Consider the following 22,122-nt stretch of genomic DNA (forward strand, 5'->3'; position numbering starts at 1 on the left):
CGACGAATATCGTCGTCGTCAACCAGAGTGTCTGCCGCAACGGTCTCACCTCGCACCGTCAATTATGCGGCACTGCGACCCGTGCCCCACAGAATGAGCGGCCAGCGCATGCGATCAGGGCCGGGTGGGCCGGCGCGTACACCGGATGCCACGCAATGACTCACGGCCCGATATCGGCACCGAAGGAAGGGCTCGGCGAGATGATTCTCGCCGAGCCCGTCGTCCTCAGGAGTGGTGGATCGTCAGACCGTGAAACCGAGGGCGCGCAACTGTTCGCGACCGTCCTCGGTGATCTTGTCCGGACCCCACGGCGGGAGCCACACCCAGTTGATCTTCAGTTCGCTGCACAGACCGCTGCGCACGAGCGCGCCGCGGGACTGGTCCTCGATGACATCGGTCAGCGGGCAGGCCGCGGACGTAAGGGTCATGTCGAGGGTGACGACGTCCTCTTCCTCGGTGATGCCGTACACGAGGCCGAGGTCGACGACGTTGATGCCCAGTTCCGGGTCGACGACGTCGCGCATGGCCTCCTCGAGCACCTCGAGGCGTTCCGGGTCGGGCACCGCGCCCGACGCGGCAGGGGCGGTCTCGCCCTGGTCGGCCGTCGCCTGCTCCGGTACGGCGGTGGCGTCCGCCTCCGGCGTCTGCGTCTCGCTCATGATGCCTGTCCTCCGATTCGAGCTGGTTCGCCGTCTGCTGTCGGAACGGCCGAATCCTGTTCGTCCACGACGCGGTCGTCCACTATCTGAACAACCGCGTCCTTGAATGCCATCCATCCCAGCAGCGCGCATTTGACGCGGGCCGGGTACTTCGAGACGCCGACGAAGGCGATGCCGTCCCCGAGGACGTCCTCGTCTCCTTCGACGGTACCGCGGCTGCTGACCATTTCGTTGAACGCGGCAACGGTCTGCAGCGCCTGCTCGACGGGCATGCCCACCACCTGGTCGGTGAGCACCGAGGTGGACGCCTGGCTGATGGAACAGCCCTGACCGTCGTACGACACATCCACCACCGTGCCGTCGTCGGCGAGCTGCACCCGAAGCGTCACTTCGTCACCGCACGTGGGGTTGACGTGATGAACCTCGGCGCCGAACGGTTCGCGCAGTCCGCGGCCGTGGGGATGCTTGTAATGATCCAGGATCACTTCCTGGTACATCTGTTCCATTCTCATGCAGGCACCTCCCCGAAGAACTCCTGTGCACGCCGAATCGCGGCCGCGAGAGCGTCGACCTCGTCGAGCGTGTTGTACAGCGCGAACGACGCCCTCGCGGTCGCCGCGACCCCGAATCGGCGGTGCAGCGGCCACGCGCAGTGATGACCCACGCGAATGGCGACGCCCTCGTCGTCGAGTATCTGACCGAGATCGTGGGCGTGAATTCCGTCGACGACGAACGACACGGCCCCGCCACGGTTCTCGGCAGTCGCCGGACCGATGATGCGCACGCCGTCGATGGCCCCGAGCGCGGCCAAGGCGGCCTCGACCAGGGTGTGTTCGTGCGCCGCAACGGCATCCATCCCGATCTCGTCGAGATACCGCACCGCAGCGCCGAGACCGATCACCTGCGACGTCATCGGGACGCCGGCCTCGAACCGCTGCGGGGGCGGTGCGTACGTGGTGCGCTCCATCGTGACGGTCTCGATCATCGACCCACCGGTGATGAACGGCGGCATGGCGTTCAGCAGCTCCCGGCGGCCGTACAGGACACCCACGCCGGACGGACCGAGCATCTTGTGGCCCGAGAACGCCGCATAGTCCACGCCGAGGCCGTGGAAGTCGACGGCCATGTGCGGGACGGACTGGCACGCGTCGAGCACGACGAGCGCCCCGACCGCACGGGCGCGCCGCACCAGCTCGTCGACGGGCGCCACCGCTCCCGTCACGTTCGACTGGTGCGTGAACGCGACGACCTTCACGGCGTCGGTCAGCTCGAGCGAATCCAGGTCGATCCGTCCGTCGTCGGTGACGCCGTACCAGCGCAGCGTCGCACCGGTACTGCGCGCGAGCTCTTGCCACGGAACGAGATTGGCGTGATGCTCGAGCTCGGTGATGACGATCTCGTCGCCGGGTCCGAGGTGTCGATCGAAGCGTTCGTCACCGAGAACGTGGGTCACGAGGTTCAGCGATTCCGTCGCGTTCTTCGTGAACACGAGTTCGTCGCTGTCGGCACCGACGAAGGTGGCGATCGCCGCACGCGCGTTCTCGTACGCGTCCGTGGCCTCTTCGGCGAGCTGGTGAGCGCCTCGGTGCACGGCCGCATTACAGGTGGTGAGAAACTCCCTCTCGGCGTCGAGTACCTGGTTCGGGCGCTGCGAAGTCGCACCTGAATCGAGGTACACCAGCGGTTTTCCGTCGCGGACCGTACGGGCCAGGATCGGGAAGTCCTCCCGGATCCGGGTGACGTCGAATACGCGCACCGAGGTGGTCATCTGCGTTTATGCTCCTTGCGTTGCTGCAGCCTGGGTGAAGCGCTCGTAGCCGTTCGCCTCGAGTTCGTCGGCCAGTTCCGGCCCGCCCGACTCGACGACGCGACCGCCCACGAACACATGGACGAATTCCGGCTTGATGTAGCGCAGAATCCGCGTGTAGTGCGTGATCAGCAGGATTCCGCCGTGCTCGCGGTCCTTGTAACGGTTCACGCCCTCGGAGACGACGCGCAGGGCGTCGACGTCCAGGCCGGAGTCGGTCTCGTCGAGGATCGCAATCTTCGGCTTGAGGAGACCGAGCTGCAGGATCTCGTGGCGCTTCTTCTCACCGCCGGAGAATCCCTCGTTGACGCTGCGCTCACCGAACGACGGGTCGATGTCCAGCTCGGTCAGCGCTTCCTTGACTTCCTTCACCCAGTGGCGGAGCTTGGGGGCCTCGCCACGGACGGCGGTGGCCGCGGTGCGCAGGAAGTTGGACATGGAGACGCCGGGGACCTCGACGGGGTACTGCATCGCGAGGAACAGTCCCGCGCGGGCGCGCTCGTCGACGGTCATCTCGAGAACGTCCTCACCGTTGAGGGTGATGGAGCCCGAGGTGATCTGGTACTTGGGGTGTCCGGCGATGGCGTAGGACAGCGTCGACTTGCCGGACCCGTTGGGTCCCATGATCGCGTGCGTCTCGCCGGAACGGACCGTCAGGTTCACACCCTTGAGGATGTTGATCGGTTCAGCGTTCTCGTCGGTGTTCGCGACGTCGACGTGCAGGTCCTTGATTTCCAGGACCGAGGTTTCGGGGGTGGAAGCGTCAGGGGTAGACATTGTGATCCTTCGAAGAAATGGGAAGTAGGGGTCCGGCGGCGCGCGTCAGACGCCGACTGCGGCGAGTTCGGCCTCGACGGCAGCCTCGAGACGCTCGCGGATCTCGGCGACGGCGATCTTGTTGATGATCTCGTGGAAGAACCCGCGCACGACGAGTCGCCGCGCCGCATCCTCGGGGATTCCGCGGGCGCGCAGGTAGAACAATTGCTCGTCGTCGAATCGACCCGTGGCGCTGGCGTGGCCGGCACCCACGATCTCACCGGTCTCGATCTCCAGGTTCGGAACCGAATCCGCGCGTGCGCCATCCGTGAGGACGAGGTTGCGGTTCAGCTCGAACGTGTCGGTACCCTCGGCGGCCGCGCGGATCAGCACGTCGCCGATCCATACGGTGTGGGCGTCGGGTTTGCCGGACTCCGGATCACCCTGCAGGGCGCCCTTGTAGACCACGTTGGACTTGCAGTGCGGCTGCGAGTGATCCACCAGCAGTCGCTGCTCGAAATGCTGACCCGCGTCGGCGAAGTACAGGCCGAGCAGTTCCGCATCGCCACCGGGGCCGTCGTACTTGACGGTCGCCGACAGACGGACGAGGTCGCCGCCGAGGCTGACCGCGTTGTGCCGCAGGACCGCGTCGCGGCCCAGCCGCGCGTGGTGGGACGCGACGTGCACGGTGTCGTCGGCCCAGTCCTGGACGGCGACCACGGTGAGGTGGGCGCTGTCGCCGAGGACGAACTCCACGTTCTCCGCGAACGTGCCGCTGCCGCGCTGGTCGAGAACGACGGTCGCCTTCGCGAACTCCCCCAGGCGGATCTGCAGGTGCCCGAAGGCCACCTTGCCCTCGCCCGGTCCCGTGACGGTGATGTTGATCGTCTCGGCGACCTCGACCTCACGGCCGACGGTGACGACGGTGGCCGTCTCGAATCCCGAGTAGGCCTGGGCGGCGACGCGGTCGGCGGGAACACCGGCCTTGCCGAGGCGGTCGTCGTCGCGTCCGACGGTCTCGACCTGGACGGTGTCCGGGCCGGCGACGTCCACGGTGACCGCACCGTTCGCGACCGCGGTTCCGTCGTGCAGGCCGCGGAGACGGCGCAGCGGCGTGAACCGCCAGACCTCGTCCCGGCCCCCGGGGATCTCGAAGGCCTTGACGTCGAACGACGTGAAGACCTCACCCTTGTTGACGATCGGCGAACCGGTGGCGGTCCGCGCCACCCGCGGATTCTCGCCCGCGACGGCCCCCGTCACTCCGAGATTCTGGACACCAGTTTCTGGCGTGGTCACTAACCCACCGCCCCTTCCATCTGCAGTTCGATCAGGCGGTTCAATTCGAGGGCGTACTCCATCGGGAGTTCCTTGGCGATCGGCTCGACGAAGCCGCGCACGACCGTGGCCATGGCCTCGTCCTCGGTGAGCCCGCGGCTCATCAGGTAGAACAGCTGGTCGTCGCTCACCTTCGACACGGTCGCCTCGTGTCCCATGGTCACGTCGTCCTCGCGGATGTCCACGTAGGGGTACGTGTCGGAGCGGCTGATCTGATCGACCAGCAGGGCGTCACACTTGACGGTCGACTTGGAACCGTGGGCTCCCTTGTTGACCTGCACCAGTCCGCGGTAGGACGCGCGACCGCCGCCACGGGCCACCGACTTGCTGATGATCGTCGACGACGTGTGCGGCGCGAGATGCAGCATCTTGGCACCGGTGTCCTGGTGCTGACCCTCGCCGGCGAACGCCACGGAGAGCACCTCGCCGCGGGCGTGCTCGCCCATCATCCAGACGGCCGGGTATTTCATGGTGACCTTGGAACCGATGTTGCCGTCGATCCACTCCATGGATCCGCCGGCCTCGACCTTGGTGCGCTTGGTGACCAGGTTGTAGACGTTGTTCGACCAGTTCTGGATGGTCGTGTAGCGGCAGTGGCCGCCCTTCTTCACGATGATCTCGACCACCGCGGAGTGCAGGGAGTCCGACTTGTAGATCGGCGCCGTGCAGCCCTCGACGTAGTGCACCGAGGCGCCCTCGTCGACGATGATCAGGGTCCGCTCGAACTGGCCCATGTTCTCCGTGTTGATCCGGAAGTAGGCCTGCAGCGGGATGTCGACGTGCACGCCCGGCGGGACGTAGATGAAGGAACCACCCGACCACACGGCGGTGTTCAGTGCGGAGAACTTGTTGTCGCCGGCGGGGATGACGGTGCCGAAGTACTCCTGGAACAGCTCGGGGTGCTGCTTCAGTCCGGTGTCGGTGTCGAGGAAGATGACGCCCTGCGACTCGAGGTCCTCGCGGATCGAGTGGTAGACCACCTCGGACTCGTACTGAGCGGCGACACCGGCGACGAGGCGCTGCTTCTCGGCCTCGGGGATGCCCAGCTTGTCGTACGTGTTCTTGATGTCCTCGGGCAGGTCTTCCCAGCTCTCGGCCTGCTTCTCGCTCGAGCGCACGAAGTACTTGATGTTGTCGAAGTCGATGCCTTCGAGGTTGGAACCCCAGTTCGGCATCGGCTTCTTGTCGAACGTCTTCAGCGCGCGCAGCCGGATGTCGAGCATCCAGTCCGGTTCGCTCTTCTTCGCCGAGATGTCGCGCACGACGTCTTCGGACAGACCGCGCTGTGCACTGGCACCGGCCTCGTCGGAATCGGACCAGCCGTACCCGTAATGCCCGAGTGACGCGATGGTTTCTTCCTGCGTGAGCGGCTCGGCGTTAGCCGACGCAGTGGGTGTCACCTGGTCTGATGTGACGGTCATGCGAGCTCCTTCCGGAGTCTTGTTACGAGACCGGCGAGGGCTGGTCGCCGGTGGAAAACAGGTTGCTGACTAGAGATCTATCGAAAGTGGTGCTATTGGGGACCGGACGGCGGAACGAGTGGAACGTGGGTTGTGCATGCGCAGTCACCGTTCGCGATGGTCGCGAGCCGTTGGACGTGAGTGCCGAGCAACTGGGCGAACGCTGCCTTCTCGGCTTCGCACAGTTCCGGGAACTCCTCTGCCACGTGCGAGACCGGGCAGTGGTGCTGGCAGATCTGTACGCCGTTGCCGACGGGCCGCGTCGACGCGGCGAACCCGGCGTTGGTGAAGGCGTCGGCGATGGCGTCCGCGGTGGATTCGAGACCCTCGGCGCTCTGATCGGCGGCGGGTGTCACATTTCCGACGATCGCCTGGACCCGCCGACGGGCGAATTCGGTGATCGCGGCATCTCCCCCGACCTCACGGAGTTGACGCATGGCGGCGCCCGCGAGGTCGTCGTAGGCGTGACCGAGCCTGCCGCGGCCCTTGGCGGTGATCTGGAAGTGCTTCGCGGGCCGTCCCCGTCCGCGGTGACGCACGGCGACGGAGGACGCCTCGCGCGCCTCACCGGACTCGAGCAGTGCGTCGAGGTGTCGCCGGACACCGGCGGCGCTCAGACCGAGCCGGGTGCCGATTTCCGATGCCGTGATGGGTCCCTCTTCGAGGAGGAGTTTCACGACGGCGGCGCGCGTGTGTCCTTCGTGTCCGACGGCAACGGGTGACGCGGTTCCGACGGGCGCCGCGGAGGAAGGCGCGTGAGCTGCGCTTTCCTTGCCTGCACGTGGTGCCGTATCCGTTTTCACAACACCAGTGTGACGGAATTCCGATCGAAGGTCTACTAAGGGTGCCCTGTCTTACACCTGTGATTTTGTTCCGGCCGCGCCCGGGAATACTGGCGGAACCGGCCGTGTCCGCCGCACCGCTACGCTGCCTGTGTGCCGCAGACCCCCGAGAACCCGGAGCCGACCCGCGCGGAGCCGAACTTCACGGCTCGCGCCGCTCTCCGACATCCGGCCGAACTCGTCCGCCGGGCTCTGGGCGTCGACGGACGGTCGCCGCGGACCTCGGTGGCGGCGGCGCTGCACGGCGAGGAGGCGGAGACCGCCGGACTGAACCCGCAGGAGACAGCCCAACTGCGCGGGATCCGCCGATTCGGTGCGACCGGGGCCGTCCTCATGGCGGTGGGTGCGCTGGGCGCCGGCGCCCAGCCCGTGCTCCAGAACCCGGTCCAGGGGCTCCGCGTGATCGGCCTCCCCGCCCGGATCCCGAGCGTCGCCCTGACCCTGACCATGACCGGCACCGTGATGATCGTCCTCGCGTGGCTCCTCCTCGGACGGTTCGCGATCGGAAGCCTGCATTCGGGGGCGGTGCGCCGCCTCAACCGGTCGCAGCTCGACCGCACGCTGCTGCTGTGGATCATCCCGCTGTCCGTCGCCCCGCCGATGTTCAGCAAGGACGTCTACTCGTACCTCGCCCAGAGTGAGATCGCGGCCCGCGGTCTCGACCCCTACGCCATCGGCCCCGCGGGCGCCCTCGGAGTCGACCACGTCCTGACCCGGACCGTGCCGACCATCTGGCGGGACACCCCCGCCCCGTACGGCCCGCTGTTCCTCTGGATGGGACGCGGAATCAGCTGGCTGACCGGCGAGAACATCGTCGCCGGGATCTTCCTGCACCGGTTGCTCGCCCTCGCCGGTGTGGCCATGATCGTGTGGGCGCTCCCCCGCCTGGCGCGGCGCTGCGGCGTCGCCGAGGTCAGCGCACTCTGGCTGGGCGCGGCCAATCCCCTGCTGCTGTTCCACCTGGTCGCCGGCATCCACAACGAGGCCCTCATGCTCGGTCTCATGCTGGCCGGCATGGAACTGGCCCTGCGGGCGATCGAACGCGCCGACCCGATCCGTGGACAGTCCCTCCTGCTGCTGCTGTCGGGGGCGGCACTCATCGCGCTCTCGTCGACGATCAAGATCCCGTCACTGCTCGCGCTGGGGTTCGTCGGAATGGCGCTGGCCCGGCGCTGGGGCGCGACACCGAGGGCGGTCCTGTCCGCCGCCGGTCTCCTCGGCGGAGTGGCCCTGGCCGTCACCCTCGTCATCAGCACGTCCAGCGGCCTCGGCATCGGGTGGGTCCACACCCTCGGCACCGCGAACGCCGTCCGCAGCTGGATGTCGATCCCCACTCTCCTCGGCCTGGGCACCGGGCTGGCCGGTGTCCTGCTCGGGCTCGGCGACCACACGACGGCGGTGCTGAGCCTGACCCGGCCGATCGCGGCAGTCGCTGCGGCGTTCATCACACTGCGGATGCTCGTCGCGACTCTGGTCGGACGCATCCACGCGGTCGGCGCGCTCGGACTGTCCCTCGGCGCGGTCGTCCTGCTCTTTCCCGTCGTGCAGCCCTGGTATCTGCTGTGGGCCGTCCTCCCGCTCGCGGCGTGGGCGACCGCGCCCGCCTTCCGTGTCCCCGCCATCGTCTTCTCGTCGATCGTGAGCGTCATCCTGATGCCGAACGGAGGCGAGTACCAGCCGTTCGTCATCGTGCAGGCGGCCATCGCCACCATCTTCACCGCCGGAACGCTCATCGTGATCACCCGGAACCGGCTCCCGTGGCGGGTCGGTTCGGGACAGCCGGCGACCCCACCGGAGGCCCGGGATGCGACGCCGGGCGACGCCGGTACCGAAAGCCGGGGCACCGGCCGGGTCACACCCGGCCAAGGCTTACGCTGATTCCCCGTGACCTCGCGAACGCCCGGATCGGCGCAACCTGCTGTACGCCTGGAAGGTGTGGTGAAAACCTTCGACGGTGTTCGGGCCGTCGACGGACTCGACCTCACCGTCGAGCCGGCACAGGTCGTGGCGTTGCTCGGGCCCAACGGTGCGGGCAAGACCACCACCGTCGAGATGTGTGAGGGATTCGTCCGCCCGGACAGCGGCACCGTCCGCGTCCTCGGACTCGACCCCGTCGAGGATGCCGGGGCCGTCCGCGCCCGGATCGGCGTGATGCTCCAGGGCGGCGGCGCCTACCCGGGTTCGCGCGCCGGCGAGATGCTCGACCTCGTCGCGGCGTACTCCGCCGATCCCCTCGACCCCGACTGGTTGCTGCGCAGCCTCGGCCTCGAGGAGTCCCGTCGCACCCCGTACCGCCGGCTGTCCGGTGGTCAGCAGCAGCGCCTGTCCCTGGCGTGCGCGCTCGTCGGCCGCCCGGAACTGGTTTTCCTCGACGAGCCCACCGCCGGGCTCGACGCCCAGGCCCGGTTGCTGGTGTGGGAACTGGTCGACGCGCTGCGCCGCGACGGTGTCAGCGTCCTGCTCACGACGCACCTGATGGACGAGGCCGAGGAACTCGCGGACCGGCTCGTCATCATCGACCACGGCTCGATCGTCGCGTCGGGCACACCCGCCGAGGTCACCAGCCGAGGCGCCGAAGGCCAGCTGCGGCTCACCGCGCCCGCCGGTCTCGACACCGAACCCCTCGCGAGAACACTTCCCGACGGCTTCCGGGTGGCCGAGTCCGGGCCCGGCACCTACCTCGTCGAGGGTCCGATCGACCCGAAAGTGGTGGCCTCGGTCGCGTCGTGGTGCGCCGATCTGGACGCCCTGATCAGCGATATCCGCGTCGACCAGCGCAGCCTCGAGGACGTCTTCCTCGAACTCACCGGCCGGGAACTGAGGGGATGACGATGAGCACCAGTGACCGTCTGACGGAGAATCGTTTCGCCCCGGGCACGTTCGCACCCGATCCCCGCCCGAGCGGTGCGTCGGTGATGTTGCGGGCGCAGACCGCGCTCGAACTGAAACTGCTCCTGCGCAACGGGGAACAGCTGCTGCTGACCATGTTCATCCCGATCACCCTGCTGGTCGGTCTGTGTCTGCTCCCGATCGGTGACCTCGGCACGTCGCGGGTCGACAAGGTGGTCCCCGCCGTGATGATGGTGGCGGTGATGTCCACAGCGTTCACCGGCCAGGCGATCGCCGTCGGTTTCGACCGCAGGTACGGCGCACTCAAACGACTCGGCGCCACTCCCCTCCCGACGTGGGGAATCATCGCCGGGAAGAGTGCCGCCGTCGTGATCGTCGTCGCACTGCAATCGGTTCTCCTGGGTTCGATCGGACTGGCGCTCGGCTGGCGGCCGAGTGCGTGGGGACTCGTTCTCGGCGCCGTGATCATCGCGCTGGGCACCGTCACGTTCGCGGCGATGGGGCTGCTGCTCGGTGGCACCCTCCGCGCCGAGATCGTCCTCGCCCTCGCCAACATTCTGTGGTTCGTGATGGTCGGTGTGGGCAGTGTGGTTTTCGCCACCGGCGATCTGCCGTGGCTCCTGCACACCGGTGCGCGGCTGATCCCGTCCGGCGCGCTCGCGCATGCGCTGGACGCGGCGCTGTCGGGGTCGGTGGACCTGCTCAGCGTCGTCGTCCTCGTCGTGTGGGGTGCGGTGGCCGGGGTCCTGGCAGCGAAGATGTTCCGATTTACGTGATCCGCCGCACCAGCGCCCGCGTCGCCGGGACCGTTCTCATCGTCCTGCTGGCCGTGCTCGGTGGCGGATCGCTGCCCGCGGGCGCCGCCCCGCAGTGGGGATCGCCGGCGTCCCCGAATCCGTACCTCGGACCCGCGGGCACGTCGACGATGCACGGCGATGCCGGGTCCACCGACGTGACCCCGTTGCCCGGCCCCGGCACCGGTCCGTCGACCCTGTCCGCGTATCCGTTGGTGTCGGCGTGCCCGACGCTGCTGCAGGGATCCGACCGGCTCGTCGTGGCACTGTGCACGTCCGTGGCGGGTCAGGTTCCCACCGTGCACCTGATCGATCCCATGGCGCCGGCGGCCCCGTTCGGGCACTCGCTCACCACGTTCGCACTCGCGAAAGGCAGCCTCCTGGGCGGCGTGTACGCGTTCCTCGACAACGACAACCGGCTGGTCGTGGTGGACGGCAACCGTCAGCTGCTGCGCCTCGGACACTCGCAGGACCCCGACGGGCGCTGGCGGATCACCGTCGACTCGCACGTCGACCTGTCCGGCAGCGTGCCAGCCGGCGACCACGTGACGGGACTGACCCCCGACTGGCAGGGCAATGTCTGGTTCGCCACCGGCGGCGGCGTCGTCGGAGCCGTGGACCGGGCAGGAGTCGCGCACGCACTGCCCCTCGCAGCCGGCGAGGAGATCCACAACAGCATCTCCACCTCACCATCCGGCACCGCCGTCGCCACGACCCACGCCCTGTATCAGTTCACCCTTCGCGACGACGAGATCCGCGTCGACTGGCGGCGTGACTACGACCGCGGTCCCGACCGGAAGCCGGGGCAACTCAGCCACGGCACCGGTTCCACGCCCACCTACTTCGGACCGTCGACGGGCAGCGACTTCGTCGCGATCGTCGACAACGCCGACCCGCAGGTGAATCTTCGGGTGTTCCGCGCCGATTCGGGTGCCGAGATCTGCTCCCTCCCGGTGCTCGGCAGCCCGGGCGGCAGCGAGAACTCGCCGATCGGAATCGGCAACTCGGTGTATGTGGCCGGGACGTACGGCTACCCGTACCCCGCCGTTCCGGACGGCGCAGGTCCGGCGGTTCCGACGAACGCCCCGTTCACGGGCGGCATGACCCGTGTCGACATCGACCCGATCGGCTGCCACCGGGTGTGGAGCAACGACGTCCGCAGCGCGGCGGTACCGCACCTCTCGACCGGCGACGGTCTCCTGTACACCGTGACCCGTTCGGGGTTCGAAGTCACGACACCGCTGGACGGCTTCTCGTTCGCGGTGATCGATCCGGCGGACGGCTCCGTCGTACACACCAGCCCACTCCCCGGCACCGCGGTCAACGACACCCTCCAGATGTCCGGGCTCGTCACCGATACCGGTGACTTCTGGCAGGGCACGGTGACCGGTATCCTGCGCATTCGCGGCGAGTAGCACGGAGTCGCGCGCGGCGCCACCGGCCCAACGACACGCTGTAGTTGACGGACCTCTACCATCGACGTCGTGCTGTATCGCGGGTTTCTGAGCCTGGTAGACCGTCTCCCCCTTCCGTCGCTGACCGTGCAGCGTGTCATCGCGTTCGCGGTGATCCTCACGCAGGGCGGCATCGCCGTCACCGGAGCCGTCGTTCGGGTGACGGCATCCGGTCTCGGCTGCCCCACCTGGCCGCAATGCTTCCCCGGCAGCTTCGTCCCGGTCGGGCACGGCGAAGTCGCCGTCGTCCATCAGGCGGTCGAATTCGGCAACCGGATGCTCACCTTCGTCGTCGTCGTGGCCGCGGCCCTCATCGTCCTCGCGGTCACCCGCGCGCGCCGGCGGAAGGAAGTTCTCGTCTACGCCTGGATGATGCCCCTCGGTACCGTCGTGCAGGCCGTCATCGGCGGCATCACCGTGCTCACCGGGCTGCTGTGGTGGACGGTCGCGGTGCATCTGCTCGCGTCGATGGCGATGGTGTGGCTGGCGACCGTCATGTACGCGAAGATCTGCGAACCCGACGACGCCCCCGCAGTCGACGTGATCCCCGCGCCGCTGCGCTGGCTCACAGCCCTGTCGGCTGTCGCCCTGGCCGGGGTGCTGACGGCCGGAACCCTGGTGACGGGCGCCGGGCCGCACGCGGGAGACAAGAGTCTCGACCGCGTGGTTCCCCGGCTCCAGGTCGAAATCGTCACGCTCGTGCATCTGCACGCGCAACTGCTCGTCGGCTACCTGGCCCTGTTGGTCGGCCTGTGCTTCGGCCTGTACGCCGTCGGCGCCGCCCGCGCCGTGAAGGTGCGCATCCAGGTCCTGCTGGCGCTGGTGGTGGCGCAGGCGCTGATCGGGCTGGTCCAGTTCTTCACGGACGTGCCCGCGGTCCTCGTGGCCTTCCATGTGGCGGGTGCGGGGTTGTGCACCGCGGCCACCGCGGCGGTGTGGGCTGCGGGACGCACTCGCGAGTACGTGACGCAGCCCGACACCGCGAGCGTCTAGCGCTCGTTGCGGGCCTTCGGGAAACGCGTCTGCCGCGCGACCCAGCCGGCCATCTTCTGGAAGTGACCCTGCCGGGGCGTGACGATGCTGGTGAGCGCGCGGTCCCACTCCGAGACCGTGACGTCGTCGAACGACGCCACGACGGCGTTCGCGGTGGCCAGATCGTCGACGACCTGGTCGCCGAGGATGCCGTCGGCCCCGACGAGCGTGATCCGGACGCCCGCGAGTCCGATCGGCTGGAGGACGGCACTGGCCGAACCGCCGTGCTCGGCCACGAACTTCTTGATCGCGTCGACGGTGTGCGACGGCAGCGAGGGTGCCGGGCTGGAGGGCGCCTGTTCCGCGTGGGTGTCGGTACTCATGGCCCCGAGAATACTGGGCGGTAGACACGTCGTGTCCGGCAGGCTCGGTAGCGCGACCCTCGCCGTGTAGAACTGAAACCATGCGCGCCATACAGGTTTTTCGTCTCGGTGGTCCCGACGTCCTCGAACCGGTGGAGGTTCCCGAACCCGAGATCGGGGCGACGGACCTTCTCGTTCGCACCGACGCGATCGGCATCAACTTCATCGACACGTACTTCCGGAGCGGGCTGTATCCCCGGCCACTGCCCTACGTTCCCGGAGACGAGGGGTCCGGGGTGGTGGAGGCCGTCGGCAGCGAGGTCACCGGTATCGCCGCCGGCGACCGGGTCGCCTGGTGCTCGGCGCCCGGCAGCTACGCCGAGAAGGTGGCCGTTCCGGCATCGGCCGCGATCGCCGTCCCCGATGCCGTGCCCGCTCCGCAGGCCGCGTCCGCGCTGCTGCAGGGCATGACCGCCCACTACCTGGCCCACTCGACATACCCGATCCAGCCCGGCGACACCGTGCTGGTGCACGCCGGAGCGGGCGGAGTCGGGCTACTGCTCACGCAGATGGCGACCGCGCTCGGCGCGCAGGTGATCAGCACCGTGTCCTCCGACGCCAAGGAACAGCTGTCGCGCGACGCGGGCGCTCGGGAGGTGCTGCGGTACGACGACGACATCGCTGCCCGGGTCCGCGAACTGACGGACGGAGAAGGCGTCGCCGCCGCCTACGACGGCGTCGGTGCGTCCACATTCGAGGCCAGTCTCGCGTCCGTGCGGATCCGTGGAACGGTGGCGCTGTTCGGCGCGGCGAGCGGCCCGGTACCGCCGTTCGATCCGCAGCGGCTGAATCCGGCGGGCTCGCTGTTCCTCACCCGACCCACACTCGCTCACCACATCCGCACCCGTGAGGAACTGACGTGGCGTGCGGGAGACGTCTTCTCCGCCCTGGCCGACGGCTCCCTGACGGTCCGGGTGGGAGCGGAGTACCCCTTGGATCGCGCCGCGGACGCGCACCGCGACCTGGAGGCACGCGCGACGACGGGATCGATCGTTCTGGTGCCCTGAGGCAGGAACGTCAGCTCAGAAGGCTGCCGACGGTCTGCAAGCCGAGGACGGAGTCGACGGCGAGGCCGACGAACACGATGGCCAGGTAGTTGTTGGACTGCAGGAACAGGCGGAGCGGCTTCACGGCCGCTCCGCCGCGCACGCTTCGGTACAGCTGATGGGCCATGAGCAGGAACCAGGCGCCGGCGACGAGCGTCACCGCGGCGTACACCACTCCGGCGGCCGGAACGAGCGCGAGCGATGTGATCACCATCGCCCAGCTGTACAGCAGGATCTGCTTGGTCACGTGCTCCTCGGTGGCGATCACCGGCAGCATCGGAACCCCCGCCGCCTTGTAGTCCTCCTTGTAGCGCATCGCCAGGGCCCACGTGTGCGGCGGCGTCCAGAAGAAGATGACCAGGAACAGCACGATGGGCTGCCAGCTCAGCGAACCGGTCACCGCCGACCAGCCGACCATCACGGGCATGCAGCCCGCGGCGCCGCCCCAGACGACGTTCTGCCAGGTCCGGCGTTTGAGCACCATCGTGTAGATCAGGACGTAGAACGCGATGGTGAGGACGACCAGGACCCCGGCCAGCAGGTTGGCCCGCCACCACAGCCAGAGGAACGACGCGATGCCGAGCGTCATGCCGAACACGAACGCGTGGGAGGTGGGCACCGCGTCGCGGGCCAGTGGGCGGCGCGCGGTGCGTTTCATGACCTTGTCGATGTCGGCGTCGACGACACAGTTGAGGGAGTTCGCGCTCGCCGCGCCCATCCAGCCGCCGAACAGCGTGCTGAGGATCAGCAGGATGTCGACGTTGCCGCGGTCCGCCAGCAGCATCGCGGGGATCGTCGCGACCAGGAGCAGTTCGATAACCCGCGGCTTGGTCAATGCGATGTAGGCCAGGACCTTGCCCGTGACGCGACCCAGCACCGTTTTGGTGTCGGTCGCGCGGGGGGCGGGGCTGGGGCTGCCGAAGCCGTGTCCGCTCGGCTGATGCCCTGTCCGCACGTTCTCTCCTCGCACCACACGTAATTCCTGATCCGAATGCCGGTGCCTGCTTCGGAAGTTCTTCGTGACGACCGGCCGTCTACTACAAACGATGGTAGACCGCCGTAATGCGCGAACCGAATCGACCCGGATACGACCGCACACTAGGCTGGAGTCGCACAAGAGGCCCACGCATCCTCAGGCTCCACGTTCACCCATGTCAGGAGACTTCTGCCCGTGTCGATCACAGACGACATCCACGTCCTCACGCAACCGGTTCACCCCGCCGACTGGACCGAACTGGACACCAAGGCCGTCGACACCATCCGGGTGCTCGCCGCCGACGCGGTGCAGAAGGTGGGCAACGGCCACCCCGGCACGGCGATGAGCCTCGCCCCTCTCGCCTACACCCTGTTCCAGCGGGTCATGCGCCACGACCCCACCGACGCCGACTGGATCGGACGCGACCGCTTCGTGCTGTCCTGCGGACACTCCAGCCTCACCCTGTACATCCAGCTCTACCTCGCCGGCTACGGCCTCGAACTCGAGGACCTCGAGTCGCTGCGCACGTGGGGTTCGAAGACCCCCGGCCACCCCGAGCACGGCCACACCCGCGGCGTCGAGATCACCACCGGTCCCCTCGGACAGGGACTGGCCTCCGCCGTCGGCATGGCCATGGCCGCTCGCCGTGAGCGTGGCCTCTTCGACCCCGAGCCCGCGCTCGGCGACAGCCCGTTCGATCACCACATCTACGTCATCGCCTCCGACGGCGACATCGAGGAGGGCGTCACCTCCGAGGCCTCCTCCATCGCCGGCGTCCAGCAGCTCGGCAACCTGACACTGATCTACGACGACAACAAGATCTCCATCGAGGACGACACCACCATCGCGCTGTCCGAGGACACCGCCGCCCGCTACGAGGCCTACGGCTGGCACGTGCAGGTCGTCGAGGGCGGCGAGAACGTCGTCGCCATCGAGGAGGCCCTGAACAAGGCCCGCGAGGTCACCGACAAGCCGTCGATGATCCTGCTCCGCACGATCATCGGCTACCCGGCACCGAACAAGATGAACACCGGAGCCGCGCACGGCGCCGCCCTCGGTGCCGACGAGGTCGCCGCGGTGAAGACGGCGCTCGGCTTCGATCCGGACAAGACGTTCGAGGTCGCCGACGACGTCATCGCGCACACCCGCAAGGTCGTCGAGCGCGGCGCGCAGGCGCACAAGGAATGGCAGGCCCAGTACGACGAGTGGACGCAGCGCGCCCCCGAGGGCAAGAAGCTCCTCGACCGCCTGATCGGACGCGACCTGCCCGCCGGCTGGGCCGACGTCCTGCCGACCTGGGAGCCCGACGCGAAGGGACTCGCCACCAGGAAGGCGTCCGCCGCCGTCCTCAACGCCGTCGGACCGGTTCTCCCCGAACTGTGGGGCGGCTCCGCCGACCTCGCCGAGAGCAACAACACCACCATCAAGGGCGCCGACTCGTTCGGCCCCACATCCATTTCCACCAGAATGTGGAACGCCGAGCCCTACGGGCGCACCCTGCACTTCGGTGTCCGCGAACACGCCATGGGCTCCATCCTCAACGGCATCGCCCTGCACGGACCGACCCGCCCCTACGGCGGCACCTTCCTCGTCTTCAGCGACTACATGCGCCCCGCCGTCCGGTTGGCCGCGATCATGAAGACGGCGGTCACCTACGTGTGGACGCACGATTCCATCGGACTCGGTGAGGACGGGCCCACCCACCAGCCGATCGAGCACCTCGCCGCCCTGCGCGCCATCCCCGGCCTGTACGTCGTGCGACCCGGTGACGCCAACGAGACCGCCCACGCCTGGCGCGCCGTCCTGGAGAAGGGCTCCGACGAGGCCACCCGGGCCCCCGCGGGTCTCGCCCTGACCCGTCAGGACCTCCCGGTTCTCGAGGGCACCAGCTACGAGGGTGTGTCCCGCGGCGGCTACGTCCTCGCCGACGCTTCGAACGGGGCGCCGGAGGTCGTGCTCATCGGAACCGGCTCCGAGCTGCAGCTCGCCGTCGCCGCCCGCGAGGCCCTCGAGGCGGACGGCGTCCCCACCCGCGTGGTGTCCATGCCCTGCGTCGAGTGGTTCGACGCCCAGGATCAGGCGTACCGCGACGGCGTCCTCCCCCCGACGGTCAAGGCCCGGGTCGCCGTCGAGGCCGGCGTCTCCATGCCCTGGTACCGCTTCGTCGGCGACGCCGGCGAGATCATCTCCATCGAGCACTTCGGCGCCTCCGCCGACTACAAGACCCTGTTCCGCGAGTTCGGCTTCACCGCCGAAGCCGTCACCGCAGCCGCACAGCGCTCGCTCGCACGCGTGAAGGGATAGAACGCCATGACTCAGAACCCCAACCTGCAGAAGCTCTCCGAGGCCGGCGTCTCGGTGTGGCTCGACGACCTTTCCCGGGACCGCATCGAGTCCGGCAACCTCGCCGAGCTGGTGGCCACCAAGTCCGTCGTCGGTGTCACCACCAACCCGTCGATCTTCCAGGCGGCGCTCAGCAAGGGCCACGTCTACGACGCGCAGGTCCGTGAGCTCGCCGAGCGCGGCGCCGACGTCGAGGCCACCATCCGCACCGTGACCACCGACGACGTGCGCGCCGCCTGCGACGTGCTGGCACCGCAGTTCGAGGCGAGCCACGGCGTCGACGGCCGGGTGTCCATCGAGGTCGATCCGCGCCTCGCGCACGACACCGACAAGACCGTCGCGCAGGCCGTCGAGCTGTGGAAGATCGTCGACCGCCCCAACCTGTTCATCAAGATCCCGGCCACCGAGGCCGGCATCCCGGCCATCGCCAAGGTGCTCGGCGAGGGCATCAGCGTCAACGTCACGCTGATCTTCTCCGTCGAGCGCTACGAACTGGTCATGGGGGCGTACCTGGACGGCCTCGAGGCCGCCAAGTCCGCCGGTCACGACCTGTCCCGCATTCACTCGGTGGCGTCGTTCTTCGTCTCCCGCGTCGACACCGAGATCGACAAGCGACTCGACAGGATCGGCACCCCGGACGCTCTCGCGCTGCGCGGCAAGGCGGGCCTCGCCAACGCCCGCCTCGCGTACGCCGCCTACCAGCAGATCTTCGAGGTACAGCCGCGGTTCCAGGGTCTGCTGCAGGACGGTGCGCGCCCGCAGCGCGCACTGTGGGCGTCGACGGGAGTCAAGAACCCCGACTACCCCGACACCCTGTACGTCACCGAACTGGTCGCACCCAACACGGTGAACACGATGCCGGAGAAGACCCTCGACGCCGTCGCTGATCACGGCGACATCCACGGCGACACGGTGTCCGGCACCGCGGTTGCGTCGCAGGAGGTGTTCGACCAGCTCACCACCGTCGGCATCGACCTGCCCGACGTGTTCGTGGTCCTCGAGGAGGAGGGCGTCGACAAGTTCGAGGTGTCCTGGAACGAGCTCCTGGAGGCCACCGCGGAGCAGCTCCGCGCAGCAGGTCAGAAGAGCTGATACGTGAGCGAGCCCGCAGCGTCGGACGATTGGGTCAATCCACTCCGCGACAGTAGGGACAAGCGCCTGCCGCGCATCGCCGGGCCGTGTGCCCTGGTGATCTTCGGTGTCACCGGCGATCTGGCCCGGCGCAAGTTGATGCCCGCCATCTACGATCTCGCCAATCGTGGTCTTCTGCCGCCCGGGTTCGCTCTCGTCGGGTTCGCGCGCAGGGACTGGTCCGACGAGGACTTCGGCAAGATCGTCCACGATGCGGTGCGCGACCACTCCCGGACGCCGTTCCGGGAGGACGTCTGGGAACGTCTGTCGGAGGGACTGCGTTTCGTCCAGGGCAGCTTCGACGATCCCGCGGCCTTCCAGCAACTCGCCTCGACGCTCGAGACGCTCGAACGCGAACGCGGGACCGGCGGCAATCACGGGTTCTACCTCGCGATTCCGCCGGACGCGTTCCCGGTGGTCCTGAAGCAGCTGTCCGAGGCGGGCCTCGCGCAGTCGAACGATCACCAGTGGCGCCGGGTGGTCATCGAGAAGCCCTTCGGCCACGACCTCGCGAGCGCACGTGAGCTCAACGCGGTCGTGAACGAGGTCTTTCCCGAGGACACTGTCTTCCGGATCGACCACTACCTCGGCAAGGAAACGGTCCAGAACATCCTGGCGTTGCGCTTCGCCAACCAGCTGTTCGACCCGATCTGGAACGCCCACTACGTGGATCACGTCCAGATCACCATGGCCGAGGACATCGGTCTCGGTGGTCGGGCCGGCTACTACGACGGCATCGGTGCGGCGCGCGACGTCATCCAGAACCATCTGCTGCAACTCCTCGCATTCACCGCGATGGAGGAGCCGATCAGCTTCGAACCGTCCGAATTGCAGGCGGAGAAGATCAAGGTGCTCTCCGCCACCAAGCTCGCGCAGCCGCTCGACGAGACCACCGCGCGCGGACAGTACGCGGGCGGCTGGCAGGGCGGGACCCGCGTGGTCGGCCTGCTGGAGGAGGAGGGCTTCTCGAAGGACTCCACCACGGAGACCTTCGCGGCCATCACCCTCGAGGTCGATACCCGCCGCTGGGCGGGTGTGCCGTTCTACCTCCGCACCGGGAAGCGACTCGGCCGTCGGGTCACCGAGATCGCCGTGATCTTCAAGCGCGCACCGCACCTGCCGTTCGATCAGACGATGACCGAGGAATTGGGCCAGAACGCCCTCGTCATCCGGGTACAGCCGGACGAGGGTGTGACCATGCGATTCGGGTCCAAGGTCCCGGGATCGAGCATGGAAGTCCGCGATGTCAACATGGACTTCAGCTACGGTCAGGCGTTCACGGAGTCGTCCCCCGAGGCGTACGAACGTCTCATCCTCGACATGCTTCTGGGTGAGCCCTCCCTGTTTCCCGTCAACGCCGAGGTCGAATTGTCGTGGGAGATCCTCGATCCGGTGCTCGACGCCTGGGCAGCGGACGGCAAGCCGGAACCGTACGAGGCCGGCACGTGGGGTCCGCCGTCCGCGGACGAAATGATGCAGCGCACCGGTCGCGAATGGAGAAGGCCGTAGATGATCATCGACATCCCCTCGACCACCACCGGCCAGGTCAACAAGAAGCTGGTCGAACTCCGGAAGACCGGCGGGGCGGTGACGCTCGGACGAGTACTCACCCTCGTGGTGTGCACTCGGGACAGTGAGAATTCCGAGGACATCATCGATGCCGCCAACGAAGCGAGCCGGGAGCATCCCTGCCGGGTCATCGTCGTCGCCCGCGGTTCCCGCGATGCGGAACCCCGGCTGGACGCCCAGATCAGGGTCGGCGGTGACGCCGGTGCGTCGGAGGTCGTGGTGCTCCGGCTCTTCGGCGAACTCGCCGACCACGAGAGCAGCGTGGTGGTGCCGTTCCTCCTCCCCGACACTCCCGTCGTCGTGTGGTGGCCGGAGACCGCGCCCGCCGTCCCCGCGAAGGACCCCGTCGGCAAGCTCGCGATCCGGCGCATCACCGACGCCACGGACCGCGAGGATCCCGCCGCCGAGATCAAGAGCCGCCTCGCGTCCTACACGTCCGGTGACACGGATCTGGCGTGGAGCCGCATCACCTACTGGCGGGGGCTCATTACGTCGGCGGTCGATCAGCCGCCGCACTCGCGCATCGAATCGGCGGTCGTGTCCGGGCTCGTGGACGAACCCGCCGTCGACATGATCGCCGGGTGGCTCGCCGGGCGCCTCGATGCGCCCGTCACCCGGCGGGCCGGGAAGTTGTTCGTGACACTGAACTTCGCCGACGGAGGCTCCCTGACCATCAGCCGTCCGCAGACCGGCACGACCGCGACACTGTCCCGGACCGGTAAACCCGAGGCGCTGGTGGCCCTGGGCAGGCGGGAGACCCGGGACTGCCTGGCCGAAGAACTACGCAGACTCGACCCCGACGAGGCCTACGAGGCCGCGCTCGCCGGGCTGACGAAGGTGACGTATGAGTGACATCTACGTAGAAGTCCACCCCGACACCGAGACGCTGGTGACGAAGGCCGCGGAGCGGTTCGTCCACACCGTGGTCGCCGCTCAGAAGGAACGCGGTTCGGCGTCGGTGGTCCTCACCGGTGGCGGAACCGGCATCGGGCTGCTCGAAAAGGTCCGGGAGAATCCGGGTGCCATCGACTGGCGCGCGATCGACATCTTCTGGGGGGACGAACGCTTCCTCCCGGCCGGCGATCCGGAACGCAACGACGTGCAGGCGCGGGCCGCGCTGCTCGACCACGTGGACGTCGACCCCGCGCGGGTGCACACCATGCCGGTCGCGGACGGGATCTACGAGAACGATCCGGAGGCGGCTGCCGTCGCGTATGCGCAGGTGCTCGGGGCGCACGCCGACGGGAAGCAGGTTCCGGTGTTCGACGTCCACCTGCTCGGCATGGGCGGCGAGGGACACGTCAACTCGCTGTTCCCCGACACCGACGCGGTCCGCGAGGAGCACCGGTTCGTCGTCGCGGTGACGGACTCCCCGAAGCCGCCGCCGGTACGCATCACGCTGACCCTGCCCGCGGTCCGGCACGCCGACGAGGTGTGGCTCGTGGTGTCCGGCGAGGCGAAGGCCGAGGCCGTGGCCGCCGCGGTCGCGGGCGCTCCCCCGGTCGAGATCCCGGCATCCGGGGCCCGCGGCCTCTCGACCACCCGGTGGCTGCTGGACACCTCGGCGGCGTCCCGCCTGCCGAACTCGAACTGACACGCTCAACCGACGGGGTCCTCGTCGTCCGCCGGTAACCCGGCGGACGATCGGGGGTCCCGCTCGACCGGTGTCCGGGTGACCCGGCATTCGGTGACGATCCGACCGGCCC

The 22,122-nt window shown here is 68.4% G+C and carries 20 protein-coding genes; 11 read left to right on the top strand and 9 right to left on the bottom strand.

All coding sequences use genetic code 11. From position 1 onward, the window contains the following. Window positions 1-242: 242 nt before the first annotated feature. The 7 genes from H0B43_RS02175 to H0B43_RS02205 form a co-directional block, all read right to left on the bottom strand. The gene (locus H0B43_RS02175; RefSeq protein ID WP_185729493.1) at window positions 243-659 is read right to left on the bottom strand and encodes a metal-sulfur cluster assembly factor; all 417 of its coding nucleotides are present in this window, start codon (window positions 657-659) and stop codon (window positions 243-245) included. Beyond that, window positions 656-1,171, bottom strand: a complete 516-nt coding sequence (gene sufU / locus H0B43_RS02180; RefSeq protein ID WP_072942076.1) for a Fe-S cluster assembly sulfur transfer protein SufU — start codon at window positions 1,169-1,171, stop codon at window positions 656-658. Before sufU ends, H0B43_RS02175 begins: the two co-directional genes overlap by 4 nt. Continuing rightward, entirely contained in the window at window positions 1,168-2,427 is a 1,260-nt protein-coding gene (locus H0B43_RS02185) for a cysteine desulfurase (protein WP_185729492.1), read from the bottom strand. The genes sufU and H0B43_RS02185 overlap by 4 nt, the downstream gene beginning before the upstream one ends. Window positions 2,428-2,433: 6 nt before the next feature. Continuing rightward, window positions 2,434-3,243 carry a Fe-S cluster assembly ATPase SufC gene (gene sufC, locus H0B43_RS02190; RefSeq protein ID WP_185729491.1) on the bottom strand — a complete coding sequence of 270 codons (810 nt, stop codon included), beginning with the start codon at window positions 3,241-3,243 and terminating at the stop codon, window positions 2,434-2,436. Window positions 3,244-3,288: 45 nt separating this feature from the next. Further along, complete coding sequence (gene sufD / locus H0B43_RS02195) at window positions 3,289-4,518, bottom strand: Fe-S cluster assembly protein SufD (RefSeq protein WP_185729490.1); 1,230 nt, start codon at window positions 4,516-4,518, stop codon at window positions 3,289-3,291. Continuing rightward, window positions 4,518-5,978, bottom strand: coding sequence for a Fe-S cluster assembly protein SufB (gene sufB, locus H0B43_RS02200; RefSeq protein ID WP_185729489.1), 1,461 nt, complete (start codon window positions 5,976-5,978; stop codon window positions 4,518-4,520). The genes sufD and sufB overlap by 1 nt, the downstream gene beginning before the upstream one ends. Window positions 5,979-6,070: 92 nt before the next feature. Continuing rightward, window positions 6,071-6,820, bottom strand: coding sequence for a metalloregulator ArsR/SmtB family transcription factor (locus tag H0B43_RS02205; RefSeq protein WP_185729488.1), 750 nt, complete (start codon window positions 6,818-6,820; stop codon window positions 6,071-6,073). Between the two features lie 132 nt (window positions 6,821-6,952). Between H0B43_RS02205 and mptB the strand changes: the two genes are divergently transcribed. The 5 genes from mptB to H0B43_RS02230 all read left to right on the top strand — a co-directional run bounded on the left by mptB (window position 6,953) and on the right by H0B43_RS02230 (window position 12,950). Further along, window positions 6,953-8,737, top strand: a complete 1,785-nt coding sequence (gene mptB / locus H0B43_RS02210) for a polyprenol phosphomannose-dependent alpha 1,6 mannosyltransferase MptB (protein WP_185729487.1) — start codon at window positions 6,953-6,955, stop codon at window positions 8,735-8,737. Between the two features lie 6 nt (window positions 8,738-8,743). Then, window positions 8,744-9,688, top strand: a complete 945-nt coding sequence (locus tag H0B43_RS02215) for an ABC transporter ATP-binding protein (protein ID WP_185729486.1) — start codon at window positions 8,744-8,746, stop codon at window positions 9,686-9,688. Next, window positions 9,685-10,485, top strand: coding sequence for an ABC transporter permease (locus tag H0B43_RS02220; RefSeq protein WP_185729485.1), 801 nt, complete (start codon window positions 9,685-9,687; stop codon window positions 10,483-10,485). The genes H0B43_RS02215 and H0B43_RS02220 overlap by 4 nt, the downstream gene beginning before the upstream one ends. Further along, window positions 10,482-11,918 (top strand): hypothetical protein, encoded by a 1,437-nt coding sequence (locus H0B43_RS02225; RefSeq protein WP_185729484.1) that lies wholly within the window; start codon window positions 10,482-10,484, stop codon window positions 11,916-11,918. Before H0B43_RS02220 ends, H0B43_RS02225 begins: the two co-directional genes overlap by 4 nt. 69 nt (window positions 11,919-11,987) lie before the next feature. Further along, window positions 11,988-12,950: a heme A synthase gene (locus tag H0B43_RS02230; RefSeq protein WP_185729483.1), complete on the top strand. Its 963-nt coding sequence runs from the start codon at window positions 11,988-11,990 to the stop codon at window positions 12,948-12,950. Here H0B43_RS02230 and H0B43_RS02235 read toward each other — a convergent pair. Further along, window positions 12,947-13,312: a hypothetical protein gene (locus H0B43_RS02235; protein WP_185729482.1), complete on the bottom strand. Its 366-nt coding sequence runs from the start codon at window positions 13,310-13,312 to the stop codon at window positions 12,947-12,949. The two genes, H0B43_RS02230 and H0B43_RS02235, sit on opposite strands and share 4 nt — an antisense overlap. A gap of 80 nt (window positions 13,313-13,392) precedes the next feature. Here H0B43_RS02235 and H0B43_RS02240 point away from each other — a divergent pair, with 80 nt between their 5' ends. Next, window positions 13,393-14,358, top strand: coding sequence for a quinone oxidoreductase (locus H0B43_RS02240; protein ID WP_185729481.1), 966 nt, complete (start codon window positions 13,393-13,395; stop codon window positions 14,356-14,358). Between the two features lie 10 nt (window positions 14,359-14,368). On the opposite strand, the gene H0B43_RS02245 is transcribed toward H0B43_RS02240, so the two are convergent. After that, on the bottom strand, window positions 14,369-15,352 hold the full coding sequence (locus H0B43_RS02245) for a heme o synthase (protein ID WP_185729480.1): 984 nt from the start codon (window positions 15,350-15,352) through the stop codon (window positions 14,369-14,371). Between the two features lie 216 nt (window positions 15,353-15,568). On the opposite strand from H0B43_RS02245, the gene tkt reads away from it, so the two are divergent. Genes tkt through pgl form a run of 5 tightly spaced genes read left to right on the top strand, consistent with a single transcriptional unit; the run spans window position 15,569 to window position 22,010 of the window. Next, on the top strand, window positions 15,569-17,677 hold the full coding sequence (gene tkt, locus H0B43_RS02250) for a transketolase (protein ID WP_185729479.1): 2,109 nt from the start codon (window positions 15,569-15,571) through the stop codon (window positions 17,675-17,677). Between the two features lie 6 nt (window positions 17,678-17,683). After that, a complete protein-coding gene (gene tal, locus H0B43_RS02255) occupies window positions 17,684-18,808 on the top strand; it encodes a transaldolase (RefSeq protein ID WP_185729478.1) in 1,125 nt (374 codons plus the stop codon). Between the two features lie 3 nt (window positions 18,809-18,811). After that, window positions 18,812-20,356: a glucose-6-phosphate dehydrogenase gene (zwf, locus tag H0B43_RS02260; protein ID WP_185729477.1), complete on the top strand. Its 1,545-nt coding sequence runs from the start codon at window positions 18,812-18,814 to the stop codon at window positions 20,354-20,356. After that, window positions 20,357-21,268 (top strand): glucose-6-phosphate dehydrogenase assembly protein OpcA, encoded by a 912-nt coding sequence (gene opcA / locus H0B43_RS02265; RefSeq protein WP_185729476.1) that lies wholly within the window; start codon window positions 20,357-20,359, stop codon window positions 21,266-21,268. Continuing rightward, a complete protein-coding gene (pgl, locus tag H0B43_RS02270; protein WP_185729475.1) occupies window positions 21,261-22,010 on the top strand; it encodes a 6-phosphogluconolactonase in 750 nt (249 codons plus the stop codon). The genes opcA and pgl overlap by 8 nt, the downstream gene beginning before the upstream one ends. Window positions 22,011-22,122: the final 112 nt, after the last annotated feature.

Source organism: Rhodococcus sp. 4CII (assembly GCF_014256275.1).
Lineage (GTDB): Bacteria > Actinomycetota > Actinomycetes > Mycobacteriales > Mycobacteriaceae > Rhodococcus_F > Rhodococcus_F wratislaviensis_A.

Excerpts from the sequence above, each read along its gene's own strand:
- pgl (WP_185729475.1), top strand. The coding sequence starts at position 21,261 with ATGAGTGACATCTACGTAGAAGTCCACCCCGACACCGAGACGCTGGTG.
- H0B43_RS02185 (WP_185729492.1), bottom strand. The coding sequence starts at position 2,427 with ATGACCACCTCGGTGCGCGTATTCGACGTCACCCGGATCCGGGAGGAC.
- sufB (WP_185729489.1), bottom strand. The coding sequence starts at position 5,978 with ATGACCGTCACATCAGACCAGGTGACACCCACTGCGTCGGCTAACGCC.
- H0B43_RS02240 (WP_185729481.1), top strand. The coding sequence starts at position 13,393 with ATGCGCGCCATACAGGTTTTTCGTCTCGGTGGTCCCGACGTCCTCGAA.
- opcA (WP_185729476.1), top strand. The coding sequence starts at position 20,357 with ATGATCATCGACATCCCCTCGACCACCACCGGCCAGGTCAACAAGAAG.
- sufU (WP_072942076.1), bottom strand. The coding sequence starts at position 1,171 with ATGAGAATGGAACAGATGTACCAGGAAGTGATCCTGGATCATTACAAG.
- H0B43_RS02235 (WP_185729482.1), bottom strand. The coding sequence starts at position 13,312 with ATGAGTACCGACACCCACGCGGAACAGGCGCCCTCCAGCCCGGCACCC.
- H0B43_RS02175 (WP_185729493.1), bottom strand. The coding sequence starts at position 659 with ATGAGCGAGACGCAGACGCCGGAGGCGGACGCCACCGCCGTACCGGAG.
- sufC (WP_185729491.1), bottom strand. The coding sequence starts at position 3,243 with ATGTCTACCCCTGACGCTTCCACCCCCGAAACCTCGGTCCTGGAAATC.
- tal (WP_185729478.1), top strand. The coding sequence starts at position 17,684 with ATGACTCAGAACCCCAACCTGCAGAAGCTCTCCGAGGCCGGCGTCTCG.
- H0B43_RS02220 (WP_185729485.1), top strand. The coding sequence starts at position 9,685 with ATGACGATGAGCACCAGTGACCGTCTGACGGAGAATCGTTTCGCCCCG.